At 64.5% G+C, this 18,345-nt stretch carries 22 protein-coding genes; 11 read left to right on the forward strand and 11 right to left on the reverse strand.

What is annotated here, in order from left to right; genetic code table 11:
- Nucleotides 1–7: 7 nt before the first annotated feature.
- From M2428_RS18375 to M2428_RS18400, 6 genes are all read right to left on the reverse strand, one after another.
- Nucleotides 8–2,080 carry a chloride channel protein gene (locus M2428_RS18375; RefSeq protein ID WP_277527396.1) on the reverse strand — a complete coding sequence of 691 codons (2,073 nt, stop codon included), beginning with the start codon at nt 2,078–2,080 and terminating at the stop codon, nt 8–10.
- A 565-nt stretch (nt 2,081–2,645) separates the two neighbouring features.
- On the reverse strand, nt 2,646–3,065 hold the full coding sequence (locus M2428_RS18380; RefSeq protein WP_277527397.1) for an SRPBCC family protein: 420 nt from the start codon (nt 3,063–3,065) through the stop codon (nt 2,646–2,648).
- A gap of 238 nt (nt 3,066–3,303) precedes the next feature.
- Nucleotides 3,304–3,618, reverse strand: a complete 315-nt coding sequence (locus tag M2428_RS18385) for an ATP-binding protein (protein WP_277527398.1) — start codon at nt 3,616–3,618, stop codon at nt 3,304–3,306.
- Nucleotides 3,615–4,226, reverse strand: a complete 612-nt coding sequence (locus M2428_RS18390; protein ID WP_277527399.1) for a hypothetical protein — start codon at nt 4,224–4,226, stop codon at nt 3,615–3,617. Before M2428_RS18390 ends, M2428_RS18385 begins: the two co-directional genes overlap by 4 nt.
- Complete coding sequence (locus tag M2428_RS18395) at nt 4,223–4,597, reverse strand: response regulator transcription factor (protein WP_277527400.1); 375 nt, start codon at nt 4,595–4,597, stop codon at nt 4,223–4,225. Before M2428_RS18395 ends, M2428_RS18390 begins: the two co-directional genes overlap by 4 nt.
- Nucleotides 4,492–4,905, reverse strand: a complete 414-nt coding sequence (locus tag M2428_RS18400; RefSeq protein ID WP_277527401.1) for a response regulator — start codon at nt 4,903–4,905, stop codon at nt 4,492–4,494. Before M2428_RS18400 ends, M2428_RS18395 begins: the two co-directional genes overlap by 106 nt.
- 132 nt (nt 4,906–5,037) lie before the next feature.
- Here M2428_RS18400 and M2428_RS18405 point away from each other — a divergent pair, with 132 nt between their 5' ends.
- Complete coding sequence (locus M2428_RS18405) at nt 5,038–5,466, forward strand: hypothetical protein (RefSeq protein ID WP_277527402.1); 429 nt, start codon at nt 5,038–5,040, stop codon at nt 5,464–5,466.
- A 74-nt stretch (nt 5,467–5,540) separates the two neighbouring features.
- Here the strand turns inward: M2428_RS18405 and M2428_RS18410 are convergent, their stop codons facing one another.
- Complete coding sequence (locus tag M2428_RS18410; protein ID WP_277527403.1) at nt 5,541–6,941, reverse strand: MFS transporter; 1,401 nt, start codon at nt 6,939–6,941, stop codon at nt 5,541–5,543.
- 388 nt (nt 6,942–7,329) lie between these two features.
- Here M2428_RS18410 and M2428_RS18415 point away from each other — a divergent pair, with 388 nt between their 5' ends.
- The 8 genes from M2428_RS18415 to M2428_RS18450 all read left to right on the forward strand — a co-directional run bounded on the left by M2428_RS18415 (nt 7,330) and on the right by M2428_RS18450 (nt 14,013).
- On the forward strand, nt 7,330–7,830 hold the full coding sequence (locus M2428_RS18415; RefSeq protein WP_277527404.1) for a VOC family protein: 501 nt from the start codon (nt 7,330–7,332) through the stop codon (nt 7,828–7,830).
- 27 nt (nt 7,831–7,857) lie between these two features.
- Nucleotides 7,858–8,025, forward strand: a complete 168-nt coding sequence (locus tag M2428_RS18420) for a hypothetical protein (RefSeq protein ID WP_277527405.1) — start codon at nt 7,858–7,860, stop codon at nt 8,023–8,025.
- A complete protein-coding gene (locus M2428_RS18425; RefSeq protein WP_277527406.1) occupies nt 8,022–9,395 on the forward strand; it encodes an NAD(P)/FAD-dependent oxidoreductase in 1,374 nt (457 codons plus the stop codon). Before M2428_RS18420 ends, M2428_RS18425 begins: the two co-directional genes overlap by 4 nt.
- Before the next feature lie 446 nt (nt 9,396–9,841).
- Nucleotides 9,842–10,966, forward strand: coding sequence for a GNAT family N-acetyltransferase (locus M2428_RS18430; protein ID WP_277527407.1), 1,125 nt, complete (start codon nt 9,842–9,844; stop codon nt 10,964–10,966).
- 408 nt (nt 10,967–11,374) lie between these two features.
- Nucleotides 11,375–11,968 carry a sulfite oxidase-like oxidoreductase gene (locus tag M2428_RS18435; protein WP_346780759.1) on the forward strand — a complete coding sequence of 198 codons (594 nt, stop codon included), beginning with the start codon at nt 11,375–11,377 and terminating at the stop codon, nt 11,966–11,968.
- A 10-nt stretch (nt 11,969–11,978) separates the two neighbouring features.
- On the forward strand, nt 11,979–12,716 hold the full coding sequence (locus M2428_RS18440; RefSeq protein WP_277527409.1) for an FAD-binding oxidoreductase: 738 nt from the start codon (nt 11,979–11,981) through the stop codon (nt 12,714–12,716).
- Entirely contained in the window at nt 12,713–13,060 is a 348-nt protein-coding gene (locus M2428_RS18445; protein ID WP_277527410.1) for a DUF6510 family protein, read from the forward strand. Before M2428_RS18440 ends, M2428_RS18445 begins: the two co-directional genes overlap by 4 nt.
- A 320-nt stretch (nt 13,061–13,380) precedes the next feature.
- Complete coding sequence (locus M2428_RS18450; RefSeq protein WP_277527411.1) at nt 13,381–14,013, forward strand: hypothetical protein; 633 nt, start codon at nt 13,381–13,383, stop codon at nt 14,011–14,013.
- Between the two features lie 12 nt (nt 14,014–14,025).
- On the opposite strand, the gene M2428_RS18455 is transcribed toward M2428_RS18450, so the two are convergent.
- The 4 genes from M2428_RS18455 to M2428_RS18470 form a co-directional block, all read right to left on the reverse strand.
- A complete protein-coding gene (locus tag M2428_RS18455) occupies nt 14,026–15,183 on the reverse strand; it encodes a YihY/virulence factor BrkB family protein (RefSeq protein WP_277527412.1) in 1,158 nt (385 codons plus the stop codon).
- Between the two features lie 81 nt (nt 15,184–15,264).
- Complete coding sequence (locus tag M2428_RS18460; RefSeq protein ID WP_277527413.1) at nt 15,265–15,873, reverse strand: DUF3618 domain-containing protein; 609 nt, start codon at nt 15,871–15,873, stop codon at nt 15,265–15,267.
- 18 nt (nt 15,874–15,891) lie between these two features.
- A complete protein-coding gene (locus M2428_RS18465; protein ID WP_277527414.1) occupies nt 15,892–16,305 on the reverse strand; it encodes a phage holin family protein in 414 nt (137 codons plus the stop codon).
- A complete protein-coding gene (locus M2428_RS18470) occupies nt 16,302–17,141 on the reverse strand; it encodes a hypothetical protein (protein ID WP_277527415.1) in 840 nt (279 codons plus the stop codon). Before M2428_RS18470 ends, M2428_RS18465 begins: the two co-directional genes overlap by 4 nt.
- 303 nt (nt 17,142–17,444) lie before the next feature.
- On the opposite strand from M2428_RS18470, the gene M2428_RS18475 reads away from it, so the two are divergent.
- Both M2428_RS18475 and M2428_RS18480 read left to right on the forward strand, forming a co-directional pair.
- Nucleotides 17,445–17,933, forward strand: coding sequence for a MarR family transcriptional regulator (locus tag M2428_RS18475; RefSeq protein ID WP_277527416.1), 489 nt, complete (start codon nt 17,445–17,447; stop codon nt 17,931–17,933).
- A gap of 103 nt (nt 17,934–18,036) precedes the next feature.
- Nucleotides 18,037–18,303 carry a GlsB/YeaQ/YmgE family stress response membrane protein gene (locus M2428_RS18480; RefSeq protein ID WP_277527417.1) on the forward strand — a complete coding sequence of 89 codons (267 nt, stop codon included), beginning with the start codon at nt 18,037–18,039 and terminating at the stop codon, nt 18,301–18,303.
- The last annotated feature ends 42 nt before the right edge of the window (nt 18,304–18,345 follow it).

Below are 18,345 nucleotides of genomic sequence, written 5' to 3' on the forward strand. Positions count from 1 at the left end.
AAAGGGGCTACGGATGAGTGCCCCGGACCAAAGGAACCGAGGCGTCGGTGGATTCTGGGCTCAGCATCAGAATCGCGCCGGCGAGGAAGCACAGGGCTCCCACGAGTGTGCCGAGATTGGACAGCTCGGCATTCCAGACATTGCCGCTCGACGGTATGACAAAGGCCGCGACGGCCGAGATGCCGAACGCAACAGAACCGGCCACGTTGATCACGGCGATCGTCCACGTCCGAGGCCTGGGTCGGCCGGCAATGGCGCCCAGACCGGCTTCCCGCAACGCCACACAGCTTGACACGAGGAAGGCGACTGAACCCAGAGCGTCGGGTCGCCACACCCGCTGATCGGTCAGCGCCGCACCGAGATTTTCCCGCACTGCGTTTCCCGTACTCCAGTTGAACCACAGCGTTCCGGCAAGTTGAATCGCGCCAGCAAGCCAAACGAGATTCCGCGGCGCCCACACCCAAAACGAGTGGCGCCGCGTGGCACCCGCGGCCGGGAGCGCGTCAACGGCTTCGCGGTACTGCAGGAACGCCGCACACGTGAAGAACAGCGAACCGACGAAGAATGTGACTGCACACAAGCGCAATCCCACGGCCTCGGCGTATGACGGCACCGCCCCCAAGGCGAACAGACTCGAGCCAATGATGAACAACCAGGCGGTCCACCGGCCGCGTACGCTCGAACGGCCAGCGCTCTTGCTCTCAGCTTCAGGGTCGGCCCTCGAGGGAGCCCGATGTTGGACGCCACCGCTATCGTCAGGACCCACGGGCTCCCCCGGGCCAGGGGCCGGGAGCACATTGGTGATCACGAAGGCCACCGCCACAGCCACCACCACCTGGGGTGTCACGGCCACACCGTCCACCCCCAGCAGCAGCGTGGCCAGCAGGGTCGACGTCAACGGCAGCCGCAGCATAGCTGCGCACATGGCTCCCATGCCCATGCCGATCCCTGCCGCGAGATTCATTCCGGGCAACCCGCTCGCAGCAATACCGAGCGCCGCACCGATGAACATCGACGGGAACACCGGACCACCACGGAATGCGCTCAGCGAGAGCCCGTAGGCCAAGGTCTTGCAAGCGATCAGCAGGACCAGCACAGGAAGCGAGTAGTCCGCGGCGCCTTCGACCAGCTCCGGAAGTGCGTCCTGCCCCGAGAACAACACCTGCGTGAAGCTGTGCCCAGAGATCAACTGATACGTCATCGCGGTAAGACCAATCAGCAAGCCGAGCGCAGAGGTCACCAACACCCGGTTCAGATGCACGAGAGGACGAAGCGACAACGCAACCCAGCGGACCAACCATCCCAACAGCGCGCCGACCGCGCCCATGACCACCGCCCAGCCCAACGTCGCCAACGTCGGCGGCACCGCAGGCGGCACCACGGGCAGCGCCAGCGAGAAGCTGCCCAACCCGGTCCAGCCGTCCAAGCCGACGAACACAAGCGCCCCGACGCCGGAAGCGAGTAGTCCGGGCAGGGCCATCAGACTCAGCGTCATTCCCCCGATCCCGGCGGCCTCCATGATCAGGAATGCACCGAGCACCGGAGACCCGAGCAAGGTACTGATCGCTGCGAAGCTGCCTGCCGACGCCATGATCGTCAGGGCCATCGGCGGAGCGTCCTTCTTCACCAGGTGCACCGCCAGCGCTCCGAGGCCGCCACCGATCGCGATAAGCGGCCCCTCGGGCCCGAGCACCGCACCCAGGCTGAGAGTGGTCAGCGCCGCGAGAATGATACCCACGAGCTCCCGCCCGTTCGGCGGGCCGCCGCCCGTCTTAAATCCGAAAGCGGGTGAGTGGCCCCCGGTTCCCGGCAGATACCGAATGGTCAACGCCGTCAACAACCCACACAGCACCAACCACGGAACCGGCCACCACGCAGGAGCAGGACCCCCGAGGACTTGATTCGGAAGCCCGTTGAAGACGAACTGCTGGACGGCCGAGACCAAAGCGAGAAAGCCGTAGGCAATGGCCGAGATGGGAACGCCCAAGACCGCTGCCAGCACGAGCGCAGCGATGTACGCCCTGGAACGAATGACAACGGCCGGATCGAAACTGGGCGCCGCCGCGGCAGGCCCGCTCATTCCCGGCAACCCAGCGCGTCTGTGACGATTCCGCCCGAAAGACGGCCCTCAGCAAACGGAGGTGCTGAGAAAACGGGTTCGGTGCGCCCGTTGTAACAGTTGAGCATCCCTTCTCCTTCCGCGCGCCGTCCGCAAGGCGGCGGGAGCCTCTAATGAGGTCTCACAAGCGATAGAGGCTGGTTGATCAGATGTTCTCCAAGCTAACGCTTCAAGTGGGGGCGGTCTTCACCCAATGCGGGTGAAAGAGCATCAAAAGAACACCGCCGTCCATCGCGGACGTTAAACGGAGGGCAACGCAGGCCCTCGAGTCGAGGTCGGCTGGCGGCAGCGTCAGATGATTGCTATTGCAAGCTTGCTTATCATCGTTTAGTTTAGGGCTGGGATGCGGCCCGCCTTGCGAACGCGGGCCTCCGGCACACGCCTCTTGCCGACTTCCTGACGAGCCGGCTCTGCGTCCAAGTGTGGAGCCGGCCTCGGGGCGTCCCGGACGGTATCCGTCCCGATCACTCGGAGACCGGGCGCCGCTTCTGACGTCGCCCATCAGCCCATCAGCCCATAGAGCGTGTTAGCCAAGGATTTCGGAACGTTTCCGGACGGCGTTGACGTAATCTATGAGAGGCTGCCGCGCGTCCGCCATGGCCTTCGCGAACAGGCCGCGCAACGGGCCCGTAAACTCCTCTTTCCCGCGCAGGTGCGTCATGCCGCTCTGTGGTTCGAGCGTGAATGTGCACACGCCGGTGAATAGGCCCAGGGGCAGGCCTCCGGTCCAGGTCATCACCTCGCCTGGCATCTGCTGGACACGGAGCCGGAAGACACGGCTCCCACGGACGCGGGTCCGGATTTTGATGGTGCCACCGTTGCGCAGCTCGCCTGTAACGTGCGTGATGCCGGATTCCCAAACCGTGTAGTTCCTGGCATCGGTGATGATGTCCCAGACGGTAGAGCCTCGGGCTTTGATCAGCGCCTCAGCCTCGGCAAAATGCATGGACCTACCGTAACCGGCGCATCCGGGGACGGCGCTAGAGGATTTGGGCACCAGTTTGGTGAACATCACGCCCACGGGCCGCGGCATCGGCCACCGCGAGCCGCGCGGCGTCGTCAGCGAGCGTCTTCCTCCGCCAGGGCGAGGTGTTCCGCTGCGACGGCGTGCAAGGGTCACGTTATGGCTGTGCACCGTCCCCGACAAGGGTCAAAGGGGCCCAACGAGCTACCTCCTGCCGGCCTTAGGCTGATCTGAACTTCACGCAGGCGTCCAGACCGGTGGCTCCCGTGGCAGTCCCTAAGGTTCTGGGCGTCAGTGAGGCCTCGGCGCCGCTCGCCCGGGCCAGCTGGTGCACGATGGACAGGCCGAGGCCGCTGCCCTCCCCGCTCTGCGTGCCCCGCCAGAAGCGGCTAAAGGCCCGGTGGCAATCTTCCAGGGAAAGTCCCGGTCCCTCATCCAGGATGTGCAGTTCGATGATGCCTGGTTGTTCACCGTGGGACACCACGAGCTGGATCTGGGAGCCCGGCGGAGCCACGGCAAGCGCGTTGTCGATCAAATTGTCGATGATCTGCTCGGCAAAAGTCTTCTGGTTACCGCGCCCGCCATGACGTACGCCAGGATGCCGGCGAGCAATACCGTGGTACCGGCGACGGTCCAGATGGTTCGCAGCTGGCCGTTTACCTGCTCGGTCACCACCGAGGCAGGGTACGTCAGCCGGACGACGCCGGAGATCTTCTCACCGCTGAGGACAGGGACTGCGACGTAGAGCAGATCAAGGCCCAACGTCTGGGAATACCGCTGGCCGGCGTTGATCTGCCCGGTCAATGCGGCGGCAATTTCCGGGCGTGAACTGTACGTTGATCCGGTGGCTGCCTGATCGTCATCCGAAGTGGCCAAGGCCGTCCCGCCGGCGTCGACTATCACTACACGAGCGCCGCCCGCCTCCCCGTATCGACGCACGTCGGCGGCTACTTCCGCGGGTAGCGGGCCACCAGCTCTCAACGCGTCGCCGGACCGGCCGGCCAGCAGAAACGCGTCGCGTTCGAGGGAGGTGGTGAGGCGCTCACGTTCAACGCGGACCAGATAGTTCCCCAGCGGAATGTCCTGCACCAGGACCACGAGCAACGTGATGAACATGAACGCACCGATCAGCCTCCATCTCATCCAGGCACTCCCAGCCTGAACCCGACGCCCCGGACGGCCTCGATCCAGCGTGGATCACCGAGCTTCTTGCGGTTCCCGGCTATGTGGGCATCCACGGTTTTCGTGGTGCCGTACCAGTCGCCGTCCCACACTGCGCGGAGGATCTCGCGACGCTCGAACACGGCACCCGGGTCTGCGGCAAGGAAGTACAGGAGCTCAAACTCTTTTGCCGTCAGATAGACCTCCCTCCCGTCGAGGGCCACGCGACGCGACCGCTGGTCAATGCTCAGGCCGCCGATGTTCCCGCTAATGTCCGCCTCTGGACGGCCGTCCGGGAGCCGCTCTTCGGAGCGGCGGGCCACTGCCCGGATCCGTGCGATGAGTTCCCGCATCCCGAAGGGCTTGACCAAATAGTCGTCGCGCCCAGTTCCAACGCCAGCACCCGGTCGATCTCTTCATCCCGTGCACTGACAACGATGATCGGGGTGGCGGTCAGCGCGCGAATGGCTCGGCACACATCGGTTCCGTCCATATCCGGCAGCCCCAGATCCAGGAGGACAAAATCCGGACACTGCTCACGGACCACGTCCAGTGCCCGGCCGCCCGTCCCGACATGGCTTGCCCCGAAGCCGGCCCGGCTCAGCCCTTCAAGGACTCCGGCGGCCACTGATTCGTCGTCCTCCACTACCAGGATTTGCATACCTGATTATGTTCCTGCCCGACGCGATTCGTGTCGCAATCCGCACAAATTAGCCGATCGCGCGCGCAAACTTGGACGGTTCTTGGATTTCCTGAGGGTCTGTCCTTGCCGTTGAATTCCTAGGGTTGAGACATGAATACAAAAACAGCCCTCGTCCTCACAGCAGCCGGTGTCCTCCTCACCGGATCCGCGGCCCTCGCGGTGAATGTTCAGACCCTCAGCGGTGCACCGGCCGGGACGACCCCCGCGAACACCGTCCTTCTGCCGCAGGATTCCACCACTGCCACGTCCCCTTCCCCCGCGTCGACGCCGACCACTTCGACCGTGGAGGACCGCCGACCGGCATCATCGCTGAGCCCTTCCGCCAGTGACGACCGGGGCAACGAAAATTCGACCGCACCCAGACCCGCCACCGGCGGCCGGACCGCCGTTTCCCCCGCTCCCGTACCGGTACCGGTGCCGGCCCGTGCACCCTCCCGCACCAATGAACCCGGTGACGATCACGGCGGCCACGGCGAACCCGAACCGGGCGACGATAAGCACTCGGGCAACGACGACTGACAGACCACTGCCAGAGAGCGATACCAACTGGGCACCGCGCAGACACCGCCCCGCGTCCGGGCAACTCCGTGCCTCTATCGGCCAGATCTGAAAATCCGGTAGCTCCGGGTGCCTTGCGATGGGGCTTTCTGTCGAGTCCGGACCGCCGGCCGCTTGATCGGGTTCTGGATACCGACGGCGGAAACAATGCCGCCGAGAATGAGCAGCACCGCCGTCACGGCCACCACGCGGTGAAAACCTTCGAGCTCCAGTTTGCCGCCCACCACCAGGCCCACCAGCGCGATGCCGATCAGACCGGCAACCCTGCTGACGGCGTTATTCACTGCCGAGCCGATGCCGGCCTGCTGTTCCGAAACGGACCCGAGAATGGCGGCGGTGAGCGGTGCGACGGTCGCCGAGAGCCCGAGCGCGAACAGGAGGATCCCCGGCATCAGTTGGGTCCAATAGTTGATCGGAATTTCAGACTCAAGCATCAGGAGGTAGCCGACTCCGGCCAGCGCAGGTCCGCCTGCCATGAACCACCGCGGGCCGAACCGTCCGGCCAGGGAACCAAACCATGACGCGAGGAGGATGTTGACGATGCTGACTGGGAGCAAAGCAAGAGCGGCCAACGTCGCCGGGTAGCCGGCAACCTGCTGCAGGAAAAGCACAATGATGAATCCCCCGATCGACAGCGCGGCGTAGACGAAGGCCGTAGCCACATTGCCGACGGCAAAGTTCCGGACGGAGAAGAGGCTGAGCGGCAGGAGCGGCTGCCGCGCGGTCTTTTCCCGCCAAAGGAACCCGGCGAGGCACAGGATGCCGAGGACGAAGGGCATCATGATGAGCGGGCTCCCCCAGCCATAGTTGCCTTGTTCGATCAACGCGTAGACCGGACCGGCCAAACCGAGCACACAGAGCACAGCGCCCGGGTAGTCGATGCTCACCCCCTCCTCGCGAACGTCCTTGGCCCGCAGCACGCCTAAAAGGTACAAGGTCACAACAATGGGCAGGACGTTGATTCCGAAGACCCAACGCCAGCCCACAGAATCGACGAGCACTCCGCCGAGCAGGGGGCCGGCGATGAAAGCCACGGTGGTACCAGCTGTCCACTGGCCGATCGCCTTCGCCCGCGGCGCCTCGTCGAAGTTGGACGTGATCAGGGCCAGGGAACTGGGCACCAGCAACGCGCCCGCGACGCCTTGAAGCGCCCTGGCCACGACCAGCACCTCGGCTGTGGGTGCCAGCGCACACATCACTGACGTCGCGCCGAACCCGATCAGCCCGGCCCGGAGAACCACAACGCGTCCGAGCAAATCGGAAAGCGAGCCGGCGACCAGGATCAGGGAACCCAGGGTGATCAGGTAGGCATCGACAACCCATTGCTGCGTAGTGAGTCCGCCGCCCAGTTCCCGGGAAATGGCAGGCAGTGCGACGTTGATGACGCTGCTGTCGAGAAAAGACACGAAGGACGCGAGAATCGCGATCCAAAGCACGAGCCTCTGCGTACGCGCCGACGGTAGGGAACTCACCTTCCCAGTAAACACCCGCACCCGAGGTAGCCGGACCCGACGGCGCCCAGTTGCCCGCGCCGTGGCACCGCCGCTCCTGCGGGCGAGCCTACGCCGACGCCGGGAGGCCAGCAAGGGTGCCTGTAGCGGACGGTAATTTACCCTTGACTTTCGCCTTGGAGCGGACAAATGTGGGCTTCCGAGGGCAGCGTCCCCGGCCCGCAGACCGGCCGGGGGGCGACCAGGAAGAGCTTGCGGCGACCCCGCAGCGCGGACCGCAGCGTCGGCATGTTGACCGTCGTTCGGCAGCGTTCCAGGGTCCATGAGTCTGGTGTCGCCCTGTTCTGGCGCGCCCGACTTAGGGGAGGCCGAGATGAATAGTGTCGGTACGAACAGCAAGAGCGCTATCGCCAGCCCGCCGGTGAAGCCCGGAGAGTTCAGGCTCGAGGTCATCGTCGTGCCAGTCTCCGACGTCGACCGGGCCAAGCGCTTCTACGAGTCCTTGGGCTGGCGGCTGGACGCCGAAGTCGCCGTCGAGGACGGCTACCGACTGATGCAGCTGACGCCTCCAGGTTCCGGCTGCTCGATCATCTTCGGTGAGGGCGTCACCTCGGCGCCGCCGGGCTCGGCCCAGGGCCTGCACCTGGCGGTCTACGACATCGACGCCGCCCGGGCCGACCTCGTTTCGCGCGGGGTCGAGGTCAGCGAGACATTCCACGACACCACGGGCGTCTTCCATCACGCCGGGACCGAGGGACGCCTGGACGGCCCGGCTCCCGGACACCGGGACTACGGCTCGTTCGCGTCCTTCAGCGACCCGGACGGCAACGGCTGGGTCCTCCAGGAAATCAAGACCCGGCTGCCGGGCCGCTGAAGCATTCAACGCTGAAAGGAGAGGCTGATGGCCACCACTTACGAGTCCGTGGGCGAGCTTGCGGACGCCCTCAGGCGCGCCGCGACAGCTCACGGCAAACACGAGGAGCTCACCGGCCAGGAGGACGCGAACTGGCCAGACTGGTACGCGCTCTACATGGTGCGCGAGCACGCCGGGGAGGAGCTGCCGACATGAGCGACTACGACGTCATCGTGATCGGCGCCGGCTCACCGGGCGAACACTGCGCGGGCGCGCTCGCCGAGGGCGGCCTGCGCGTGGCCGTCGTCGAGCGTGAACTGGTCGGCGGCGAGTGCTCGTACTGGGCCTGCATCCCGTCCAAGACGCTGTTACGGCCGGGTGAGGCGGTTCATGCGGCACGTGCGGCCGCCGCCACTGCCGACGTCGACGTCGACGTCGACGCGGCGCTGGCCTGGCGCGACTTCATGGTCTCGGACTACTCCGACGCCGGGCAGGAACGCTGGCTGGCCGATCACGGCATCGACCTGCTGCGCGGCACCGGGCGGCTCGCCGGTACGGGCGCCGTCGAGGTCGACGGCGTGCGCCACACCGCCGGCCATGTGGTCCTCGCCAATGGTGCCGAACCCGTTATCCCCCCGGTCCCAGGCCTGAGCGGGATGGAGGGTGTCTGGACGAGCCGCGAGGCGACCTCCATGAAGGCCGTTCCCCGCCGCCTGCTCATCCTCGGCGGCGGCCCGGTCGGCGTCGAAATGGCCCAGGCAGTCCGCAGGCTCGGCGGAGAGGTGGCATTGGCGGACATGTCGGCGCATGTCCTCGGCCGGGAGCCGGCACCGCTGGGCGAGGCCCTCGGTGAGGTGTTGAGCCGCGAGGGCATCGAGCTCGTTTTGTCCGCGCGCGCGTCCGCAGCACGGCGCGAGGGCGGGGACTTTGTGGTGGAGTTCGACGACGGGCGTGAACTCCGCGGTGACCGGCTGCTCGTCGCCACGGGGCGGCGCCCGCGCATCCGCGGGATCGGCCTGGAGAGTGTCGGCGTCGAGCCGGAGGCCCATGGAGTACCTGTCGACGCGCGCCTGCGTGTGGCCGAGGGCCTATGGGCGATCGGCGACGTCACCGGCATCTGGCCGCTGACCCACGTGGGGAAGTACCAGGGCGATATCGTCGCCGCGAACATCCTCGGGGAGCCGCGAGTGGCCAACTATGAGGCCGTCCCGCGCGTCGCCTACACGGACCCGCAGGCCGCTGCGGTGGGTGCCGCCGACGGCCGCTTCAGCGCCACAGTCCCGGTCTCGGAACTTCCCAAGACCGCTACCTACACGCGCGGCTACGCCGAGAGCAACGGCTTCCTCACGCTCGTCAGCGACGGCGACCGGCTTACCGGCGCATACGCGCTCGGCCCGGAGGCCGGCGAGTGGCTGCAGCAGGCGACCCTGGCGATTCGGGCGCATATCCCCTTCGACGTCCTGAGCGACACCATCCAGCCGTTCCCGACATTTTCAGAGATCTACATCGCCGCCCTTAAAGCCCTCCGCGAACAAATAGCGGCCAGCCACAAGCTCATGGGCGCGGGACCACAAACGGCGGGCTGATGACTCACAAGCGCCATCAAATTTGCCATTCTGACAACTGGGAAGCTCGCAACCGCTGAGCCAGGCAGTTGACCGATGAAATTTTGGCAGGAGAAGAGGGAAGGCCGCCATGGAGTTTCTGACCCACCTCGTCACCACTGTGCCCGACGGAACGCGGGACGCAACCGTGGACGAAACCAGGTCACGGAAGCGATCAGGGCGGCAGAACTAGCGGCCGAAGGTCATCTTCTCCGGCTGTGGAAGCCCCCGGCGGCCCCGGGTGAGTGGCGAAGTCTTGGCCTTTGGAGTGCGGAAAATGAGAGCGAGCTGATGGGCGTCCTCGCAAGCCTGCCTTTGCACGTATGGATGACGGTCGAAATCATCCCCCTGCAGCCGCACCCTAACGACCCCGCAAGCAAGAAGGCCTGAACGGTTGAATTCGCAAGCCACGCTACGGCTGGTAGTACTTGGTACCCGTTGAAGTATCCTCGCCGGAGCAGCTCGTTCAGGTGGAGGGCGCGAAAGGGGAACAGTGTTCACAATCGAAGAACTCCATTCCGCGCAGCCTGGATAGCGCGGATGCGACGCCGTTTGAAGAGATGGTTGCGGTCAGGAACGCGGTTGAGACTCAGATTCTTGGCGGTGACGTGCTGTCGCACAGCGCGGTGGAGTTGTTGCCAGGATTCCGCAACGTATACAAACCCCGCCGCCTGTTCGTTGCCGGTGTGGGTGGCCGCATGGTTGGCCGCGCCGTCGTATCGTGGCTGGCTTCGGTGAACTCCCCCGTCAGTTCTGTCAACGTTGAAGTGCTCCGCAGACACAGGGGACGCGGCATTGGAACTGCGCTGCTTGACCGAATGGAGCGCATCGCCCGCGAGTCCGGCCGCGCCACCGTCCAGAGCCATGTTGAGCACTCAGCATTGACCGGCGGATCAGTGATCAGTCCGCCCACCAGGTTCGGTCAGCTCTCTCTTGATGACGACCCCGGCGTACGGTTCCTCGCGAATCGAGGCTACGTCCTTGAACAAATCAAGAGGATCAGTTTCCTGGGCCTGCCAATGGATGCCGCCCGCCTCAACGAACTCGTGCAAACCGCCCAACGCGCGGCCGATCCGGTGTACGCGTTGGTGGAATGGACCGGGGCCACGCCCAACCGCTGGCTGACGGACGTGGCATGGCTGAAGACCCGGATGAGCACCGACAATCCGACGGCGGGATTGGATTCGGTGGAAGATCCTTGGGACGAGGCAAGACTCCTCCAACGTGATCGAGACCAGCAGGCGAGTGGTCGCAGCCTTTTCACTGTCGCCGTGGAACACCTTCCCTCGGGGCGGGTTGCGGGCTTTAGCGAGTTGTCCCTTCCCGACGTTGGACGCGCCGCCCGCCAGGAGGACACCCTGGTCCTGTCAGAGCATCGGGGTCTACGACTCGGCATGCTGCTCAAGGCCGCGAATTTTCGGCAGCTCGGGGCCCGGGCGGATCTCATCTACACCTTCAATGCGGAGGAGAACCGCCCGATGCTGGCCGTGAATGAAGCGGTTGGCTTCAGGCCCGCGGGCTTCGGAGGAGGGTGGCGAAAGGTACTGATCTGACCCTCGTCCGTTGGCGCGAACCCTGTTCCGGAGCCGACGCGGCCCTGACGGGCTCGAGACGTGCCGGTGGGAATAGGATCAAACCGCCCAGCTCAGTGATCTCGCACGGGAGCTTCAGCAGGAGGTCGACGTCCACGCCGTGCTCTCCGGCAGAGATAGCCACTCACCCCACATCCGAGCCCTGAGAATCCCTGACCAGCCAAGCAATGACTTACCGCACGCGACGTTCGCCCGCCGCGGGCCGTCTCGAGGTCGTGTTTTTCCACCCTGATTGTCGATGACAGGAAACGGGGAGCCCGCTGACTGGACCGGGAGTAGGTTTGTATGTCTGGTCTCTGCCCCGCCGTTGCCATATCGTTGGGGCACCGATTACATTCGACCGGCGGAGCCCCGCATCGGAGGTACATGATGGGAATCATCTCGTCTGGTTTTCATGGAAAACGGCGCACCGATAACCCAGCGTTACCACCCGGCCAATACGAAACAGCAAGCTTTCCCGTGCTGACGGCGGGCCCTGCACCCTATATCGCCACCGCTGACTGGGAATTCTTCATTACAACAGAGACTGGGCAGCGCCGCGCCTGGACCTGGGATGAGTTCCTGGCGCTGCCGCAGGTTGATATCCGGACCGACATTCATTGCGTGACCAGCTGGTCCAAGCTGGGCACCTCGTGGCGCGGGGTGTCCCTGGACACCTTGTTCGAGGACATGGAAACAACGTCCGAGTTCACCACGGCTCACTCCTACGGCGGCTATACGACCAATGTCCCGTTGCAGGACCTGCTGGACGGCCAGGCATGGGTGGCCTGGGAATTCGACGGTGAGCCACTGGAACGGGCCCACGGCGGCCCCGCCCGCCTGCTGGTACCCCACTTGTACTTTTGGAAGAGTGCGAAGTGGATCAATGGCATCGAACTGATGCCGCATGATGTTCCCGGCTTCTGGGAATCCAACGGGTACCACATCTACGGCGACCCGTGGCGCGAGGAGCGCTACTCATGAGGCAAGACACATGAGCACCCTGTGGCGCGCCGCCGACGTCGTCAGCGGCGTTCCCGAAACGGAATCGTCCAGAACCATCGGGCTGCGCGTGGACGGTCTGAACGGCAACCTTGCCGGCCAGCACATCGATATCCGGCTCACAGCCGACGACGGCTACACGGCAGTGCGGTCCTACTCCGTGGCTACAGCCGGGATGGACGAAATCCTGGAGATCACGGTCGACGAATTGACCAATGGGGAGGTCTCCCCCTATCTGGTCAGAGACCTGATGGTCGGAGACCAGTTGGAGATCCGGGGCCCCGTCGGCGGCTGGTTCGTGTGGCGCCCGACGGACCCGAACCCGGTTCAGCTGATCGCCGGAGGATCCGGCATCGTCCCGCTCATGTCCATGATCCGCGCCCACGAGGCATCCGAGAATCCCTCACAGTTCCGGTTGCTGTACTCGCTCAAATCACCCGAGGCAGGGTTCTATCGGGAGGAGCTGCTCACCCTGAGCCAGGAATCTCCCAAGCTGACCGTCGACTACTTCTATACACGCAAAGTCCCGGAGGGCTGGCCTAGCCCCCCAAAGCGACTCACCGCTGAAACACTGTTGGCAAACATCCTGCAGGCGGACGTTGCCCCCGACATTTTCATCTGCGGTCAGACGATGTTTGTCGAGACGGTCACGGAGTGGCTGGTGCGGGCGGGGTATCCGACCGCCTCGATCAAAACCGAACGCTTCGGCGGAACGGGAGGAATACGGTGACTGGCAACAACGGCTCCGCAACCCCTGGTGCTGAGGACCCGCGCCTCGAGGACCAGGACATCGCCGGAACCGCAGGCAATCCAATACCTTATCTTGACGGGAACGCGGCGGCAGGACCGCTGTGGGAATTGTTCCGCATTGACATCATTGCGGCGATCGGTCGGTGCAAGAACTGTGGCGCTGTGAGGGTCTTCGGGGAAGCAGCGGTCTATGCCGACGCACCGGGAATAGTTGTGCGGTGCAGTTCCTGTGGGGGCGTCTTGCTGCGTCTCGTAGAGACTCCGACCAAATTCTGGCTCGATGTCAGTGGACTCAGCTACCTTCAGATCGACCGGGAGAGCTAAGGCACGACTCTGGTTTCCGCCCCGCCGTGCTCAGGACCCCGGACGCGGACTGTGTGGAGGTAATCTGCGACGATGCTGAACATCCTCAACCCTTGCCGCCTGTTCATCATGGGTGCTAGCGGATCGGGAACCACAACACTCGGCCGGGCAATCGCCAACGAATGGGCAGTACCCCACGCCGACGCCGACGATTAATTCTGGCAGCCGACATCAACGCCCTACCGGGACCAGCGGGCCCCTTGCCGGTGGACCGCCTAGTTCATGCAGTTTCACGGGCTCATTCTGCCGGAACGACCGCGGCCGCGGTTAGGCTTGCAGCCATGGCGATCATTCATCAGGCAGAACTGCGGCCGACGAAACTTGAACTACTCGAAGGGTGGCTGCCCCGCCAGCCCTGGTTCACCGAGCCGGGCACGGCAGGACTGCGCAAAGTCGGCTCCTACCGGTTCGACGACCCCGCCGGCGAAGTCGGCATAGAAACGATCATCGTCTCGGTGGGCACCTCCACCGTTCAAGTTCCGCTCACCTACAGGGCCCGGCCCCTGACCGGCGCGGAACCGTGGCTGGTCGGAACGATGCAGCACTCGGTTCTCGGCCCCAGATGGGTTTACGACGCCTGCGCCGATCCCATCTACGTCGCAGCATTGGCCGCGAGCATCATGCTGGGCCGGCCGCAGGCAGAGCAATACCTCCAAAAAGGGGGAACACAAGAACTCCTGGCCCAGTCAGTCTTCGTGCACAGCACCGGACCGAAACTCGATGCAGTTCCGGACGTCTCTTCGGCCACCCCACGCACCATCGACGACGGCACGGCTATCGAGACTGCCGGCCTCCACATAATCGTTGTCCGGCGACTGGACCTTAGCGGGCAGCCAGTCGACCGGCTCACGTTGACCGGTACCTGGGAAGGACAAAAGAACAGCGTCAAACTCGCCGCCATAAGCGAGGCCTGACATTCTCGTGACCTAGGTGCGGTCTATTCCATCGTTGTCTCTGGGATGGTTGCTGCCTTCCTGTTGTTCATCCTGGTTCCCGTGCTGTTCCCGCAGTTCCCGCCCGCGGCGGATATCGTCTTCCTCGCGGGCCTGCAGCTTGTCGCTCTGTTTCGTGTCCCGGGGCGGCAGCTGGAGGGTCTCTTCGGCCTCGATGCCAGCCTGGAGCTGCCGCCCACGCTCCATCTCGGCGTCGAACTCGGCACCGAACAGCAGCGACATGTTCAGGATCCAGAGCCACAGCAGCGAGACGATGACGCCGCCGATCGCACCATAAGTCTTCTCGTAGCTGTTGAAGTTGGCGACGTAGAAGGCGAAGGCCAGGGATGCAAGCAGGAAGATCACCAAGGCGATTGTGGATCCCAGGCTCATCCAGCGGAACTTGGGCTGCTTTACGTTCGGCGTGGCGTAGTAGAGGATCGCGATCGCGAGGATCACGAGCAGCAGGATTACCGGCCACTTGAGAATGTTCCATGCGGTCAGGACGGCGCCGCCCAAGCCGATTGCGTTGCCGACCGCTTCGGCCACCGGCCCGCTCAGGACCAGCATGGCTGAGAGCACCAGGACGATCAGCACGGTGGCAATCGTGACCAGGAGCATCGTGCCCCGAAGTTTGATAAACGGCCGGCCCTCGTCAATTTCGTAGATCCGGTTCATGGCCCGGCCAAACGCCCCGACATAACCGGAGGCGGACCAGAGGGCGGTGAGGATGCCGATCACCAGGGTGAGTCCGGCAGCGGAGGAGCTGCTGAGCTGCTCGACTGGCTGGCGGATGGCTTCCACAGTGTCACCGGGCGCGAACCCCTGGACGATCTCCAGGAGCGCGGAGGTGGTCTTCTCGGCCTGTCCGAAAATGCCCAGCAACGACACGAGGGCCAGCAGCGCCGGGAAAATTGAGAGGACCGAGTAGTACGTCAGGGCTGCCGCGAGATCCGGGCACTGGTCCTTCGTGAATTCACGCAAGGTCTTCTTGGCGATGTACTTCCAGGAGGGCTTGGTGACGTCGGCGGGGCTGTCCGGTTTGCGGGAGTCGTCCGGGGCGGGCGCCGTGCGGGCCTTAGCGGTGCTGCTCTCGTCCGTTTCGGCGTCGGTCATGGAGTCATTTTCTGCCTTGGCAGGGTTCTTGGCCATGGAAAATCCTTCTTGGGGTTAAGCGGCGTGGCCGGCCGCCTGCGCATTAGCGAGGGCAGCCGGCCATATTCAGATGCGGCCTCAGGCCTGCTGAACGTTGTCCTTGGCTTCGGCGGTCCGATCCTTGACGTCCGCCACAGCCGTTTGGCCTTCTGCCTTGACATGTTCGGTAGCGTCCGCCGCAGTGGCCTTGACGTTCTCCATCGCCTCTTGGGCGGGCTCCTTGAGTCCCTCCGCCACGTGCTTAGCGGCGTCCGTCAGTTCCGTGGTGAGCGGCTCGGCGGCCGTCTTGAGGGCGTCGGCGGCTTCACGCTCCTTCTGGCTGGCCGGAATCAGGGAGGACACCAACAGGCCGGCGCCGAAAGCGATCAGCCCGGCGGCCAGCGGGTTCCCCTGGGTCTTCGCCTTCAGCTGGGTCGGCGCGGCCGCGACCGCTGAACCGGCGTCACTCACGTGCGCGCCGGCGCTTCCTGCGGCTGAATGGACGTTGTCGGCGGTGTGGTCCGCGGCTCCCATGACCTTCTCCTTCACTCCGAAGACTGCGTCCTTGACGTTCTCTTTAACCTTGTCGGTTTGGCGCTGGACAATGTGCGACGGCGTGACCTTGTCGGCGACGGCGTCCACGTTGGTGCCCAGGCGGGCGCGGGTTGCTTCAATATCTGCTCGGATGACATCCGGGTTTTCACTCATCGTGTTTCCTCGCTGGATCTAAGAGTTGGGTTTCAAGGTGGGCGGGATTTCCTGCAGGGTCGCGGCGGTCTGCGGCATGCCCTTGATCGCGTTGAGTTCCTTGCGGCCCATGGCTGCCAGGATGGCGGCGACAATGGCCCAGATGACGGCGACAACGACGGCGGACCACCCCAGACCCATCAGGGTCCCTAGCGCCCACCAGAGCGCCAAAGACAGGAACAGGAGCACGAAGTGACCAGCGACGCCGGCGCCGGCCAGCATGCCGGTGCCTTTGCCGGCCCGGGTGGCGGACTGCTTGAGTTCGACCTTGGCCAGTTCCACTTCCTGCCGCATCAGGGTGGACATGTCTCGGGTGACTTCGCCCAGCAGGTCACCCAAGGAATTGGATTCCGCCTTCGCGTGGGCGGCGGTGGGAGGGATTTCGCTGCTCATCGACGGCCGCCGTCAAAGGGATCATCGCGCAGCGGATCAGCCGACCGCAGGGGCTCGCCGGCAAGGGGCTCAGAGGCCCGGCGGCCCGGTGCGGCGTCGCGGAGGGGATCGGTAGTGCCCAACTCGGAGTCCAACGGATTCGGAGGATACGTGTCCGCGAAGCCCGCCGTCGTGGTTTGCGGAGCCGGCATCTGCACCGGCGGCGGCGGAACTGCTACCCCGGTATCGGGGATCCGGCCGGCGGCGGACGTTCCGGAAGCGGTGGTGCCAGTCGTTTCGGGGGCCCCGGCGCTCAGGCTGCGGCTGAGACGTCCGGCCAGCACGCCGGCTCCGGCCGCGAGGAGAAGGAACGTGCCCGGGCGCTGGCGGGCAAAGGACTTTACCTCGGTCAGCAGCGAACCCGGGTCCCGATTATCGAGCCAGGACGCAACGGCGGAGGACCGCTCTGCGGCTTGGCGGACAAGGTCAGTCGCCACGCCGGGCTGATCGGAGGCAGCGGCCATGGAATGCAGTTCGCCGGCGACGGATCGCAGGCCTTCGGCGACCTTCTGCTGCTGGGTTCCTGCCTGTTCGGTGAGATCAGACTTGGCCTTGTGCATCAGGTCCCGGGCATTGGTCTTGACCTCGACGGCGACGTTGGCTGCCTCCGTCTTGGCAGTCTCGGCGACGTTCTGGGCTGAGTCTGCCGCGTGCCGCGTTACGTCCGCCGCTTCGTCCCTGGCTGCCTCCTGTTTGGAGCCAGCGCGTTCCGCACCCTGAGGGGGCACCACGCCAACGCCGGCGTACTGGTCCGTGGAAGCTTGGGGTGTTGCCTGGGCCCATGGGTTCTCTGTCATCGTTGCTCTCTTTCAGGAATGGTCCGCGTGGGATCGTGACTAGCGGAACCGGGTGAATTAGTAAGCACGGTTACTAATTAGATAGTAAGCACACTTGGTATATGTAGCGCAAGCCCTTGACCGAAAATCTGACGGAACGCTTGCAGCGAACGGCGTGCGGAGCGGGCTTCGTTCATGCAAAATAGTAAGCATGCTTGCAAAATGGATGCGCGGCATGCTTACTGTGGAGGTGGACGTCGGCCAGTTTGGCGCCGTCCTTGACAACGTGATTTCGTTGCCATCCCAATCAGGAAGGCTCTCGTAGTGATCCTCGCCCCTGAGCCCCATGCCCGGGACGGTTACCGGCTTCTGACCGCAGCGGCCCGTCTAGTCCAGCGCCTCTACGACGATGCACTGGCGCCGTTGGGACTGACGCGTGCCGCCGTCATCGCCTTAGAAGCCGTGGCACCCTGCCCCATGTACCAAGAACAGCTCGCCGCCAAAATTCATGTCCAGAGCCAAACGCTCGGGCGCGTTCTCGCCCGTCTGGAGGAGGGAGGACTGGTCACGAGGACACGAAACCCAGCTGACCGGCGCCAATTTCGCGTCCAGATAACCGCCGCCGGAAATGAAGCCCTGGAAGCGGCCTCTCAGGCTGAGCGTGCGGCCGTGCCTGCGGACTTCGACGGTTGGGAGATCCTGTCAGAACAACTCGCCCGGTTTGTGGAGTTCTTCCAGTCTCCACGACCGGGAACTCGAAAGCCCAGCGCTCCTCCGGCACCCAAACGTGGTCCTGCAGCTTCAATGAACTAGCGTCCTGCGGTTGGATCCCGGCTATTGCACGACACAACGCATGCTGATTAAATCGCGGTTACGGCCGCATTCCACGACCGGTCTACCGAAAGGAAGTACAGCAATGGGAATTCTTGCATTCCTCATTCTCGGCCTTATCGCAGGAGCTATCGCCAAGGCGGTTCTTCCCGGCCGGCAGGGAGGCGGCTGGGTGATCACACTCGTTATCGGCGTCGTGGGCGCCATCCTCGGAGGCTGGATAGGTTCGTTGATCTTCGGCGGAGGCCTCGCTGACTTCTTCGATCTGCGAACCTGGCTCCTCTCCATCCTCGGAGCCGTTATTGTGCTCCTGATCTATGGCGCCATCGCCGGCCGCAGAACCAGGGCCTAGAGCCCTCGAATGCATGATCTTCCCGTGAGGGTGGTCTGCGAT

Source organism: Arthrobacter sp. ES3-54 (assembly GCF_029504395.1).
Classification (GTDB): Bacteria; Actinomycetota; Actinomycetes; order Actinomycetales; family Micrococcaceae; genus Arthrobacter.

Excerpts from the sequence above, each read along its gene's own strand:
- M2428_RS18405 (WP_277527402.1), top strand. The coding sequence starts at position 5,038 with ATGAATACAAAAACAGCCCTCGTCCTCACAGCAGCCGGTGTCCTCCTC.
- M2428_RS18435 (WP_346780759.1), top strand. The coding sequence starts at position 11,375 with ATGGGAATCATCTCGTCTGGTTTTCATGGAAAACGGCGCACCGATAAC.
- M2428_RS18375 (WP_277527396.1), bottom strand. The coding sequence starts at position 2,080 with ATGAGCGGGCCTGCCGCGGCGGCGCCCAGTTTCGATCCGGCCGTTGTC.
- M2428_RS18465 (WP_277527414.1), bottom strand. The coding sequence starts at position 16,305 with ATGAGCAGCGAAATCCCTCCCACCGCCGCCCACGCGAAGGCGGAATCC.
- M2428_RS18460 (WP_277527413.1), bottom strand. The coding sequence starts at position 15,873 with ATGAGTGAAAACCCGGATGTCATCCGAGCAGATATTGAAGCAACCCGC.
- M2428_RS18455 (WP_277527412.1), bottom strand. The coding sequence starts at position 15,183 with ATGGCCAAGAACCCTGCCAAGGCAGAAAATGACTCCATGACCGACGCC.
- M2428_RS18395 (WP_277527400.1), bottom strand. The coding sequence starts at position 4,597 with ATGCGGGAACTCATCGCACGGATCCGGGCAGTGGCCCGCCGCTCCGAA.
- M2428_RS18420 (WP_277527405.1), top strand. The coding sequence starts at position 7,858 with ATGGCCACCACTTACGAGTCCGTGGGCGAGCTTGCGGACGCCCTCAGG.
- M2428_RS18480 (WP_277527417.1), top strand. The coding sequence starts at position 18,037 with ATGGGAATTCTTGCATTCCTCATTCTCGGCCTTATCGCAGGAGCTATC.
- M2428_RS18425 (WP_277527406.1), top strand. The coding sequence starts at position 8,022 with ATGAGCGACTACGACGTCATCGTGATCGGCGCCGGCTCACCGGGCGAA.
- M2428_RS18400 (WP_277527401.1), bottom strand. The coding sequence starts at position 4,905 with ATGCAAATCCTGGTAGTGGAGGACGACGAATCAGTGGCCGCCGGAGTC.
- M2428_RS18390 (WP_277527399.1), bottom strand. The coding sequence starts at position 4,226 with ATGAGATGGAGGCTGATCGGTGCGTTCATGTTCATCACGTTGCTCGTG.
- M2428_RS18470 (WP_277527415.1), bottom strand. The coding sequence starts at position 17,141 with ATGACAGAGAACCCATGGGCCCAGGCAACACCCCAAGCTTCCACGGAC.
- M2428_RS18415 (WP_277527404.1), top strand. The coding sequence starts at position 7,330 with ATGAATAGTGTCGGTACGAACAGCAAGAGCGCTATCGCCAGCCCGCCG.
- M2428_RS18380 (WP_277527397.1), bottom strand. The coding sequence starts at position 3,065 with ATGCATTTTGCCGAGGCTGAGGCGCTGATCAAAGCCCGAGGCTCTACC.
- M2428_RS18450 (WP_277527411.1), top strand. The coding sequence starts at position 13,381 with ATGGCGATCATTCATCAGGCAGAACTGCGGCCGACGAAACTTGAACTA.
- M2428_RS18440 (WP_277527409.1), top strand. The coding sequence starts at position 11,979 with ATGAGCACCCTGTGGCGCGCCGCCGACGTCGTCAGCGGCGTTCCCGAA.